The organism is Mycobacterium gordonae, assembly GCF_017086405.1.
GTDB lineage: Bacteria > Actinomycetota > Actinomycetes > Mycobacteriales > Mycobacteriaceae > Mycobacterium > Mycobacterium gordonae_D.
Window position 1 is genome coordinate 7,091,914 of record NZ_CP070973.1, and the last position, 11,309, is coordinate 7,103,222.

14 protein-coding genes are annotated in these 11,309 nt (G+C 66.1%); 5 read left to right on the forward strand and 9 right to left on the reverse strand.

Features of this window, described 5'->3' with window-relative positions; translation table 11 throughout:
* Window positions 1-24: 24 nt before the first annotated feature.
* The 5 genes from sigM to JX552_RS30645 all read left to right on the forward strand — a co-directional run bounded on the left by sigM (window position 25) and on the right by JX552_RS30645 (window position 4,151).
* A complete protein-coding gene (gene sigM, locus JX552_RS30625; RefSeq protein WP_205875513.1) occupies window positions 25-594 on the forward strand; it encodes an RNA polymerase sigma factor SigM in 570 nt (189 codons plus the stop codon).
* Window positions 595-627: 33 nt separating this feature from the next.
* Window positions 628-1,335: a hypothetical protein gene (locus JX552_RS30630; protein ID WP_205875514.1), complete on the forward strand. Its 708-nt coding sequence runs from the start codon at window positions 628-630 to the stop codon at window positions 1,333-1,335.
* Window positions 1,336-1,446: 111 nt separating this feature from the next.
* A complete protein-coding gene (gene trxB / locus JX552_RS30635) occupies window positions 1,447-2,433 on the forward strand; it encodes a thioredoxin-disulfide reductase (protein WP_205875515.1) in 987 nt (328 codons plus the stop codon).
* On the forward strand, window positions 2,430-2,780 hold the full coding sequence (trxA, locus tag JX552_RS30640; RefSeq protein ID WP_205875516.1) for a thioredoxin: 351 nt from the start codon (window positions 2,430-2,432) through the stop codon (window positions 2,778-2,780). The genes trxB and trxA overlap by 4 nt, the downstream gene beginning before the upstream one ends.
* 144 nt (window positions 2,781-2,924) lie before the next feature.
* A complete protein-coding gene (locus JX552_RS30645) occupies window positions 2,925-4,151 on the forward strand; it encodes an N-acetylmuramoyl-L-alanine amidase (RefSeq protein ID WP_205875517.1) in 1,227 nt (408 codons plus the stop codon).
* On the opposite strand, the gene JX552_RS30650 is transcribed toward JX552_RS30645, so the two are convergent.
* From JX552_RS30650 to rpmH, 9 genes are all read right to left on the reverse strand, one after another.
* Window positions 4,138-4,890: an acetyltransferase gene (locus JX552_RS30650; protein ID WP_205875518.1), complete on the reverse strand. Its 753-nt coding sequence runs from the start codon at window positions 4,888-4,890 to the stop codon at window positions 4,138-4,140. The two genes, JX552_RS30645 and JX552_RS30650, sit on opposite strands and share 14 nt — an antisense overlap.
* A 363-nt stretch (window positions 4,891-5,253) precedes the next feature.
* Window positions 5,254-6,231 (reverse strand): ParB/RepB/Spo0J family partition protein, encoded by a 978-nt coding sequence (locus JX552_RS30655; protein ID WP_205875519.1) that lies wholly within the window; start codon window positions 6,229-6,231, stop codon window positions 5,254-5,256.
* Between the two features lie 3 nt (window positions 6,232-6,234).
* Window positions 6,235-7,167, reverse strand: a complete 933-nt coding sequence (locus tag JX552_RS30660) for a ParA family protein (protein ID WP_241011237.1) — start codon at window positions 7,165-7,167, stop codon at window positions 6,235-6,237.
* 77 nt (window positions 7,168-7,244) lie between these two features.
* Window positions 7,245-7,943: a 16S rRNA (guanine(527)-N(7))-methyltransferase RsmG gene (gene rsmG / locus JX552_RS30665; protein ID WP_205875520.1), complete on the reverse strand. Its 699-nt coding sequence runs from the start codon at window positions 7,941-7,943 to the stop codon at window positions 7,245-7,247.
* A gap of 108 nt (window positions 7,944-8,051) precedes the next feature.
* The gene (locus JX552_RS30670; RefSeq protein WP_205875521.1) at window positions 8,052-8,609 is read right to left on the reverse strand and encodes a Jag family protein; all 558 of its coding nucleotides are present in this window, start codon (window positions 8,607-8,609) and stop codon (window positions 8,052-8,054) included.
* Window positions 8,610-8,726: 117 nt separating this feature from the next.
* Window positions 8,727-9,866: a membrane protein insertase YidC gene (yidC, locus tag JX552_RS30675; RefSeq protein WP_205875522.1), complete on the reverse strand. Its 1,140-nt coding sequence runs from the start codon at window positions 9,864-9,866 to the stop codon at window positions 8,727-8,729.
* Window positions 9,850-10,200: a membrane protein insertion efficiency factor YidD gene (gene yidD / locus JX552_RS30680; RefSeq protein ID WP_431196023.1), complete on the reverse strand. Its 351-nt coding sequence runs from the start codon at window positions 10,198-10,200 to the stop codon at window positions 9,850-9,852. The genes yidC and yidD overlap by 17 nt, the downstream gene beginning before the upstream one ends.
* Window positions 10,201-10,208: 8 nt before the next feature.
* Window positions 10,209-10,571 (reverse strand): ribonuclease P protein component, encoded by a 363-nt coding sequence (gene rnpA / locus JX552_RS30685; RefSeq protein ID WP_205875523.1) that lies wholly within the window; start codon window positions 10,569-10,571, stop codon window positions 10,209-10,211.
* A gap of 22 nt (window positions 10,572-10,593) precedes the next feature.
* Window positions 10,594-10,737 (reverse strand): 50S ribosomal protein L34, encoded by a 144-nt coding sequence (gene rpmH / locus JX552_RS30690; RefSeq protein ID WP_082986523.1) that lies wholly within the window; start codon window positions 10,735-10,737, stop codon window positions 10,594-10,596.
* Window positions 10,738-11,309 lie beyond the last annotated feature (572 nt).

Genomic DNA, 11,309 nt, shown 5'->3' on the forward strand with positions numbered 1-11,309 from the left:
CCACCGATTGGTTACCGTCCGGCGGTGGGTTTCTGCAGAGCGGGACGACAGCACACGGACGCCGAACTGCTGGCCGCACATGTGGCCGGCGACTGCCACGCCTTCGCCGAATTGTTCCGCCGCCATCACCGGCAGCTCTATCGGCTGGCCCGGCTGACCAGCCTGAGCCGCGAAGACGCCGACGACGTGGTCCAGGAGGCGATGCTCTCGGCGCACCGCAGTGCCAGCTCGTTCCGTTGCGACGCCACGGTCGGCACCTGGCTGCACCGCATCGTGCTCAACGCCTGCCTGGACCGGCTTCGTCGTAGTCAAGCCCGACCCACCGTCGAGTTCCAGGACGTGCACCCGGTCGCCGACCGCACGTCCCAGGTGGACACGGCGATCGTCGTGCAGCGGGCACTGCTGCGACTTCCGATCCAGCAGCGCGCCGCGCTGGTCGCCGTCGATATGCAGGGCTACACCGTCGCCGAGACGGCGCGGCTGTTGGGGGTGCCCGAGGGCACGGTCAAGAGCCGGTGCGCTCGCGGGCGCACCAGGCTCGCCTATCTGCTGGGGTACCTCGGCGCCGGTGCCAACGCCGTCGGGGCGAGTTAGCCCCTGATCCGCCGATGGCGGACACTGGTGCGGATGACTGCCGCCGAGGACGATCCGCCACTGACGGTCGAGGTCCTCGCCGATCTGCAGGCGGGGCTCCTCGATGACGACACCGCGACCCGCGTGCGCCGGCGGATCCGTCACGACCCGCAGGCGGCGGCCACGCTGCAGGCACTGCAGCGGGTGCGCGGCGATGTGGCCGCCGCCGCAACGGCCCCGGCACCCGACGCTCCGCCGGAAGTCGTCGCCGCCGTTGCCGAGTCACCGCGGGGTCAGCGCGCCGCTCATGCCGCCCGACCGCCCCTGCGCCCCGCTCGTGTCGTCGCCGCCGTCGCCGGCCTGTGCGCGGCGGTGGCGGCGATCGCCGTCGGAACCGCGTCCCTGCTCAACGAGCCGGAATCGGCGCCCAGTACGGCCGTCACCGCTGATCACATCACCGTGTCGACTCCGGTACCGGTGATCCCGCTGTCCGATGTGGAGATCCGTGATCTGACGCATCGCCCGCCCGATTTCGGCGCACTGGGCAACGCCTCCCAGCGCGCATCCTGCCTCGGCGGGCTGGGCTATCCCGCGACCGAACGGGTGCTCGGCGCCCGGCCGGTCGAAGTCAACGCCCGGCCCGGAGTGCTGCTGGTGCTGCGCGGCGACACCGCCGACACCCTGGTGGCCTACGCGGTGGCGCTGAACTGCAGCGCCGCCGACACCGGATTACTGGCCACGACCGCGATCCCCCGCGCCTAGCCGGCACGCGTCAGTGTCGTGCGTCGCAGGCGGGAACACCCGCGCCTACGCTGGCGTTCGTAGGATTTGCAGATCACGTTCACTGATCAGCCTCCGTTCCGAAAGGCACGCATGACCGCTTCCTCAGACACCATCCACGATGTCATCGTCATCGGTTCCGGTCCGGCCGGATACACCGCAGCCCTCTACACCGCCCGCGCGCAACTCAAGCCGCTGGTCTTCGAGGGCATCTCGTTCGGCGGTGCGCTGATGACCACGACCGAGGTGGAGAACTACCCGGGGTTCCGAGACGGCATCACCGGCCCCGAACTGATGGACCAGATGCGCGAGCAGGCGCTGCGGTTCGGCGCGGACCTGCGCATGGAGGACGTCGAATCGGTGTCGCTGGAGGGGCCGGTCAAGACCGTCGTGACCGCCGAAGGCGACACGTTCCGGGCGCGCGCCGTGATCCTCGCCATGGGGGCGGCCGCCCGCTACCTGCAGGTGCCGGGCGAGCAGGAACTACTCGGCCGGGGGGTCAGCTCCTGCGCCACCTGCGACGGCTTCTTCTTCCGCGACCAGGACATCGCCGTCATCGGCGGCGGCGACTCCGCGATGGAGGAAGCCACCTTCCTCACCCGGTTCGCCCGCAGCGTCACCCTGGTGCACCGCCGCGAGGAGTTCCGCGCCTCCAAGATCATGCTCGCCCGGGCGCAGGCCAACGAGAAGATCACCATCTTGACCAATAAGGCCGTCCTGGGGGTCGACGGCGACACCTCGGTCACCGGGCTGCGCCTGCGCGACACCGTGACCGGGGAGGAGACGACGCTGCCGGTCACCGGCGTGTTCGTCGCGATCGGCCACGAACCGCGCTCGGCACTGGTCCGCGACGCCGTCGAGGTGGACCCGGACGGTTACGTGCTCGTGCAAGGACGCACCACCAGCACCTCCCTGGATGGGGTGTTCGCCGCCGGCGACCTGGTGGACCGCACCTACCGGCAAGCCATCACCGCGGCCGGCAGCGGCTGTGCGGCGGCCATCGACGCCGAGCGGTGGCTGGCCGACCACGAAGCGACCGGACCCGCCGACAGTACCGAATTGATTGGAGCACAACGATGAGCGATTCCGGCAAGTCCGCCACGATCGAGGTTTCCGACGCCTCTTTCGGCACCGACGTGTTGTCCAGCAATAAGCCTGTGCTGGTGGACTTTTGGGCCACCTGGTGCGGGCCATGCAAGATGGTGGCCCCAGTGCTGGAAGAGATAGCGGCCGAACGGTCGGACGCGCTCACAGTCGCCAAGATCGACGTGGACGCCAACCCCGAGACCGCACGCGACTTCCAGGTCGTCTCCATCCCCACGCTGATCCTGTTCAAGGACGGCGAGCCGGTGAAACGAATCGTCGGCGCCAAGGGCAAGGCGGCGTTGCTGCGCGAGCTCGCCGACGCCGTTCCCAACCTGTCCTGAGTACCGCTGTCGCGCGCTTCTCCTTGCAGAAACGAGCCCCGGACTGGCCTGGGCTTTTCCCGATATCGGCGAGGATCTGCGACAATAGCGATTAACTGCGCTGCTTTTGTCAGCGATGTCAATGAGTCCCGGAGGGCCCTTGGTATGCCGAGTCCGCGCCGCGAAGACGGCGACGCGCTGCGCTGCGGCGACCGCGGGTCCGCTGTCACCGAGATCCGGGCGGCGCTGGCCGCGCTGGGAATGCTGGAAAGCGCCGACGACGACCTGACCACCGGCAGGCACGTGGCGGTCGACGTGTTCGACGGCGAACTCGACCATGCGGTGCGGGCCTTTCAGCAACATCGTGGGCTGCTGGTCGACGGCGTCGTCGGCGAGGCCACCTACCGCGCGCTGAAGGAAGCGTCCTACCGCCTTGGTGCGCGCACGCTGTATCACCAGTTCGGTGCCCCCCTCTACGGCGACGACGTGGCGACGCTGCAGGCCCGGTTGCAGGACCTCGGTTTCTACACCGGTTTGGTCGACGGACATTTCGGCTTGCAGACGCACAATGCGCTGATGTCCTATCAACGCGAGTACGGCTTGTCCGCGGACGGCATCTGCGGCCCGGAAACGTTGCGGTCTCTGTACTTTCTGAGTTCTCGGGTCAGCGGTGGTTCGCCGCACGCGATTCGCGAGGAAGAGCTGGTGCGCAGCTCCGGTCCCAAATTGTCGGGTAAGCGGATCATTATCGATCCGGGCCGCGGCGGTGGCGACCACGGTTTGATCACCCAGGGTCCGGCCGGCCCGATCAGCGAGGCAGACGTGTTGTGGGATTTGGCAAGTCGGCTCGAGGGCCGGATGAATGCCATCGGCATGGAGACCTTCCTGTCCCGGCCGACCAACCGAAGTCCGTCTGACGCCGAACGCGCGGCCACGGCCAATTCCGTTGGCGCAGACCTGATGATCAGCCTGCGTTGCGAAACCCAGACCAGCCCGTCGGCCAACGGCGTTGCGTCCTTCCACTTCGGCAATTCGCACGGCTCGGTATCCACCATCGGGCGCAACCTCGCCGATTTCATTCAGCGGGAAGTGGTGGCTCGCACCGGATTACGTGACTGCCGGGTACACGGCCGGACGTGGGATCTGCTGCGGTTGACCAGGATGCCCACCGTCCAGGTCGACGTCGGTTACATCACCAACCCGGGTGACCGGGAGATGCTCGTCTCAACGCAGACCCGGGACGCCGTGGCCGAAGGTATTCTTGCCGCGGTCAAGCGGCTGTACCTGTTGGGCAAGAACGACCGTCCCACGGGCACTTTCACCTTCGCCGAACTGCTCGCCCACGAATTGTCCGTGGAGCGCGAGCGGGCCAGCCGGCTCAGCGGTTCCTGATCTCTGCGGTGTGGCTGCCCGCGGAAGCGGCAGAGGCCGCTCCGACCGGCTGCTGCAACTGAGCGTTCTCCAGCAGTCGCTCCAGGGCCGCCTCGACTTCGGCCTTCCACCCCAGCCCCTGTTCCAGCTCGAGACGCAACCGCGGAAAATACGGGTGCGGCGCGACCACCACGAACCCCGCGTCGATCAGGAAGTCGGCGTCGATGATGCAGTGTTCGACCGAGCAGTCGCCGAGGGCATCGAGCACCGGTCGCACGTCGGCATCCACCGGTTCCTGTAGCTCGGTCGCCGCCTGCGTGCGTCCGAATGCTTCCAGCGCCCGCACACCCCGGCGCATCAGCTCCTCGATGACTCGGGTGATCAGCTGATGTGGCAGATCGTCGTCGGCCTGCCCGCGTTCGATCCCCATGGACGTCAACAACACCGCGTCCGCCGAGACCGGCGCGGTGGGAAAGCGGCCGGCGCGCGGCACGGCACGCGGCGGGGCATACAGGACGTATCCCAGACACGGCGGATCCGTCTGGCTGCGTTCGTCGGGTACCGCCGTCGCCACCTGGCCGCAAGATCCCCACTCCAGCATGACCATGGACAGCCATGCTTCCTTTTCGAATTCCGGGTCGGCGAGGTGTTCGTCCTTGCCGAGGGTCGCCGGATCGACTTCCCAGAAGACGCAGCGGCGCGCATGCTTGGGGAGCTGCTCGAAGGCTTCGAGCCGCAGCGCTGTAATCCGAGCTGACACTGGTCTCCTAGCCTCCGTGCGGTACCCGAGCCCAAGGCTTCACTCTTGCGCGGGCGGCCGCCCGCAGTGCTATCTGCCCGACGGTCGTGAGGCGGATGCGCACCGGCAACCCTTCCAGAATAGGAGAGTCGGTCGCCGTCCGGCCAGTGTTGGCGCTGCGACTCCTCCGTGGCGCGCACGCTGTCCGCCGGTTGCGCTCGAGGGCGCCTACCGGACGGTTGCGACCGCCGGGAAGAAGACGAAATCGCTTGATGCACACCACTTCTCCGTTGAATCGCGGCACCCGCAGCCGGACGCGAGACGGCTCTGGAACGGCTGAGTGTCACAGTGACGTAATTACAGAATATGTCGGGTCATGCCTGTTCAGGCCTGCTGCGCGGTCATCAGATCGATGATTCGCTGGAGGTCGTCGACCGAGCCGAACTCCACCACGATCTTGCCTTTTCGTTTGCCAAGGGCCACCGTCACGCGAGTGTCGAAGGCGGTCGACAACCTCTCAGCAACGTCCTGCAGGCCCGGCATCTGGATCGGCTTGCGGCGCGGCGGCGCGGGCGCCGCGCCATCGCCACGGTTTGCCAGGGTGACCGCCTCTTCGGTGGCGCGCACCGAAAGGCCCTCCGCCACGATTCGGCTCGCCAGCTCCTCCTGTGCTTCGGGCCCGGCATCTAACGACAGTAGGGCGCGGGCGTGGCCGGCCGACAGCACCCCCGCGGCCACTCGGCGCTGCACCGGGATCGGCAATTTCAGCAAGCGGATCATGTTGGTGATAAGTGGACGCGAGCGGCCGATGCGCGCGGCCAGTTCATCGTGGGTGACGCCGAACTCGTCGAGCAGCTGCTGGTAGGCCGCCGCCTCTTCCAACGGGTTCAGTTGAACGCGGTGGATGTTTTCCAGTAAGGCGTCGCGCAGCAGGTTGTCGTCGCCGGTTTCGCGGACGATGGCCGGGATGGTCGACAGGCCCGCTTCCTGGGCCGCCCGCCACCGCCGCTCCCCCATCACGATCTGATAGTGCGCACCGCCTTGCGATCCCTGGACCGCACGAACCACGATCGGCTGCAGTAGACCGAACTCGCGGATCGAATGGACCAACTCCGAGAGAGCCTCGTCGTCGAACACCTGGCGCGGCTGACGGGGATTGGGCTCGATATCCGACGGCGCGATCTCCCGATACACCGCCCCCATCGCAGCGGCATCAGGCAGCGGACCGCCGATCACGACATCGGCCGCCGCCGAACCCATCCGTGGCCCGAATGTCGAGGCGTCTCCTTCGACCGGACCGGTGGGAATCAACGACGCCAGACCGCGACCGAGGCCGCCCTTCCTGCGTGACGGATTGGTCATTGCTTATCCCCTCCCGGCGGCTGGTCGATCGCGTTGAGCGAGTTCGCGACTGGCGTCGAGGTAACTCATCGCGCCACGCGAACCGGGATCGTAATCGATGATTGTCATGCTATAGCCGGGAGCCTCGGAGACTTTCACACTGCGCGGGATCACCGTCCGCAGGACCTTGTCGCCGAAGTAGCGACGCACTTCCTCGGCCACCTGGTCGGCGAGCTTCGTCCGACCGTCGTACATGGTGAGAATGACAGTGGTGACGTCCAGCTGAGGATTCAGGTGTGCCTTCACCATGTCGATATTGCGCATCAGCTGCGACACACCTTCGAGGGCGTAGTACTCGCACTGGATGGGAATCAGCACCTCCGGGGCCGCCACCAACGCGTTAATCGTGAGCAGTCCCAGCGACGGCGGGCAGTCGATGAAGACGTAGTCGAAATCGAAGTCGTCCAGTTGGGCCAGTGCGTTGCGCAAGCGGTTCTCGCGCGCCACCATGCTCACCAACTCGATTTCGGCACCCGCCAGATCGATAGTGGCCGGGACGCAGAACAGCCGCTCGCTGTGCGGGCTGCGACGCAGGGCCTCCCGCAGGGTGACCTCGCCAATGAGCACTTCGTAGGACGAGGGTGTCCCGGACTGGCGGTCGGCGATTCCGAGTGCGGTGCTGGCGTTGCCCTGGGGGTCGAGATCGATGACGAGCGTCTTGAGCCCCTGCACCGCCAGGGCCGCGGCGAGGTTGACTGCAGTCGTCGTCTTCCCCACCCCGCCCTTCTGGTTGGCGATGGTGAACAGCCGCCGCTGCGGAGGCCGTGGCAGTGGGTCGTGAGTGGCGTGCAGAACCCGCACCGCGCGTTCAGCCGCTGCGCCAATCGGGGTGTCGAATTCGGAGGATGTTTCACGTGAAACATTCACCGAGGGGCTGGGCGCACCCGCGGTAGTCATCACCACGTCGTAGCTCGCTGCGAACTGGTTGTCGCCGGCCGAAACGCCGGCGTCGACGCGGACACGCCTCGTGGCGGTCACTGGTCCGCCCTCCGGGCCGACCGGGCGCGCCGCGCTGCAACCACGGTCGCCGGGTGTTCCACGATGTTCACGCCACACCTCACCACCCTGACATCCACGGCACCCGATACCACCATTACACGCCGGTGCTCCGCGACTTCGTCAGGAGCGCGTTCGCCTTTCATTGCCGCCATCAGTCCGTCTTGCCTCAACAAGGGCATACTCCACTTCGTCAATTTGTCCAACGCTGCTACCGCTCGGGATACCACGGCATCGGCGCCGCCTAGTTCGTCCCGCACCGCACGCTCCTCTGCACGGCCCCGCACCACGCGCACAGCCAAACCGAGCTCGTCGACGACCTCGGTCAGGAACTCACTGCGCCGTAACAGCGGTTCGAGCAAGACCACGTCGAGATCCGGTCGGGCAATCGCCAGGGGTATCCCGGGGAGGCCCGCACCGCTCCCGATGTCGACTACTCGCGCATCCCGGTCGAGCAGTTCGCCGACGACGGCTGAGTTCAGCATGTGCCTGTCCCAGATTCGATCGGATTCGCGTGGGCCGATCAGTCCACGCTCCACCCCGACCGTGGCCAGGATCTCCGCATAACGTTCAGCTACTCCGCGTCGGACACCAAACACGACGTCGGGAACCGACCCGGCTTCGATTGGCGGGGTGGCTTCCGGCTCGTGCGAATCGACATGTTTCACGTGAAACATTCCCTCCGCTCTTCCGGCCCGGTTGAATCCTCGCCCATGCAGCCGAGTCCGCTCGAACTACATCTCTGTAACTCCGACCATCACGGTCGGGTCACAGACGGTCACGACTCAGTCACGCAACACGACGACACGCCGCGACGGCTCGACGCCCTCGCTCTCACTGTGCACACCAGGCACCGCGGCGACCGCGTCGTGCACGATCTTGCGCTCGAAGGGTGTCATCGGCGACAGCGCCTCGCGCTCGCCGGTCTCCGCCACCCGCCGCGCCACCTTGTCGCCCAGCGACGCCAGCTCCTCGCGGCGACGCCGGCGCCAGCTCGCGATGTCCAGCATCAACCGGCTACGCACGCCCGTCTTCTGGTGCACCGCCAAGCGCGTCAACTCCTGTAGCGCGTCGAGAACCTCGCCACCGCGGCCGACCAACTTATTCAGATCATCGCTACCGTCGATGCTCACCACGGCGCGGTTGCCCTCGACGTCCAGGTCGATGTCACCGTCGAAATCCAACAGGTCCAAGAGTTCTTCGAGGTAGTCGCCGGCGATCTCGCCCTCGGCTACCAAGCGCTCTTCAAGGTCATCGGAATCCTCCGCAGAATCCGCACCCTCTGCATCTGGCGTGCCCGCCACGGCATCCGATTCCAGCTCGGTGGTGTCAGCGTCCGTCATGGCTTTCTCTCCCCTCATTCCCGGGTTGGTGTTCGCGGCCTCACGCCGCGGTCTCTTGCATTGGTTTCTTGGAGCTGTCCGCGCTGGCAGGTCAACCCCGGCAAGTTCAGGCGCGTACTAGCGTTTGCGCTTCTTCGGCCGTGCCCCGGGCCGCGGGGTGCGGCCTGGGCCAGTCGTTCGGTTCGCGGCGTTCGGCTTGGTCGACGGAGCCTGCGAGCTCTTCCCGGTCGGCTTCTCATCTGAGGCTGCGTCCACCTGGGTTCCGGCCCCGTCGGGCGCATCGGACTCGGTGGCCTCGGTCTCCAAGGCCGAACCCGCGCCGGGCGCCGACGCCGGCTTGGCTCGTTTGGGCTTAGCACCCGGCGCAGGCGCGTTCGCCGCCCTGCGTGCCAGCGCCTCCTGCTTCTTGGCTTCGTCCTCTTTCTCGATCATCCCGAAGACGTAGTGCTGCTGACCAAATGTCCAGATGTTATTGGCGAACCAGTACAGGATGATCGCCAGCGGCAGGAACGGACCACCGACCACCACGCCCAGCGGGAAGACGTAGAGCGCCAGCTTGTTCATCATCGCGGTCTGCGGGTTCGCCGCGGCTTCTGGGCTCTGTCTGGCCACCGATGCGCGGCTGTTGAAGTAGGTGGCCACACCGGCCAGGATCATCACCGGCACGCCCACCGCGATCACAGCCGGACGACTGAAGTGTTCGAAGGCGTCCAACCCGCCGCGCTGGGTCATCGAGGCGCCAATCGGGGCACCGAACAGATTTGCCTTCAAGAAGTTCTGCACGTCGACCGCGGTGAAGACGTAGTTACCGATGAGCTTGTTCTGCTCGACCGACATCGACTGCAAACCGATGCCCCCGGTGGTGCGGTTGAAGGATCGCAGCACGTGGTACAGCCCGAGGAACACTGGGATCTGGGCCAGCATCGGCAGGCAGCCCAGGATCGGGTTGAAGCCGTGTTCGCGTTGTAGCTTCTGCATCTCGAGCGCCATGCGTTGGCGGTCTTTGCCGTACTTCTTCTGCAGCGCCTTGATCTGCGGTTGCAGTTCCTGCATCTGCCGTGTGGTGCGGATCTGCCGAACGAACGGCTTGTACAACAAGGCACGCAGGGTGAACACCAGGAACATCACCGACAGCGCCCAGGCGAAGAAGTTGTCCGGGCCCAACAGGAACGCGAACGCCTTGTACCAGAGCCACATAATCCAGGACACCGGGTAGTAGACGAAGTCCAAGCTGAAAAAATCAAACAACAGATTCACTCTCCCCTTGCTTCGCCGAGCGGTCCTCGACCGCCCCGCGCGAGACGTCCACGTCGGCCGGGCACCCACAGCGCTCCGGAATCGGATCCCATCCTCCCCGATGCCAGGGACCACACTTGCCCAGTCTGACCACGGCCAGCCAGCTCCCCCGAATCAATCCATATTCAGTGAGAGCTTCAACGGCGTATTGACTGCAGGTGGGCATGAACCGACACGTTGCCGGTCGCAACGGCGAAACCATGTGCCGGTAAAGCTGAATGAGGTAAATCAGTGCACCCGCGATCGGGGCGCCGAGCCCGCGGGCGGACGGGACCACGCGCGCAGAGTTGGACAGCGAAGTGGTCACCGCTCGGTACCCGCGACGTGGAATGCCCGCCGCAACCCGCTGCGCAGCTGTTGCTCCAACCACGCCGATGACACATTCCGACTGCTGGGCAGGGCACGGATCACGACCTGGTCACGTGGATGCAGACCTTCCAACATCGGGCGCGCCACGTGCCGCAGCCGTCGCGCCACCCGGTGTCGTTCCACGGCGGTACCCACTCGCTTGGCGATGATCAGGCCCACCCGCGGACCCTCGGCGTCTTCGCGCTCGCTTGCCCGCCGAACGTGCACGATGACGTCGGGCTGCACCGTGCGCATCCCGTACTTCACCGTCGCGTCAAACTCGGTCGACCGCCTCATGCGGTTCCGTGCGGAAAGCACCGCTGGGAAACCCGAATTGCGATCAGGCAGTTAAAGCGCGGCGACCCTTAGCACGCCGGTTGGAGACAATCGCCCGGCCGGCACGGGTGCGCATGCGCAGGCGGAAGCCGTGAACGCGGGCTCGACGCCGGTTGTTCGGCTGGAACGTCCTCTTGCCCTTGGCCACCGCGTTCTCCTCGCTGTGTATGGCATAACAGTCCGCCCGCTGATGCTCGGCAACTCGTGGGCGGCAGTGTCTCGCTTGCTGGCCGGCGCGGTCCCCGGGGTGTTGATTCGGGTCGCAGCCGTATCGCCGACTTTCGGGCGACTGTTTGAGGGTACTGACGAGGCTTCGCCTGGTCAAACCTCGCCCGTCTCAGCAGACCCAGGACAATCGTCGCGGCGGGCCCGAACACGGTGCCCCCCTGCTTACCGGATAGCAGGATCATGAAGAACGCCAGCAGAATACAAAGAACTGTTGGCAGCCGGAGCGAAAACTGTTAGCTTCGGGCGGGGTAGTTTCCAAGCCGGTACGGATTTGGGACTTGGTCAACAAAGACACCGAAGCGAGGATGGCGGATCGACTAGCTGTTCGGACGACCGCATGGTTGTCTCCAGCACGAAGATCGCGAGCCGTTGCCGGTAGGCTGCGGCTTGCTATTGACCCTCCTTTCCACATTTGTGGATAACTATGTGGATAGGTGCGCTGTTGCTACCGAAAACGTTGTACTCCGACCGTCGGACCAGGGAGATGCGTCG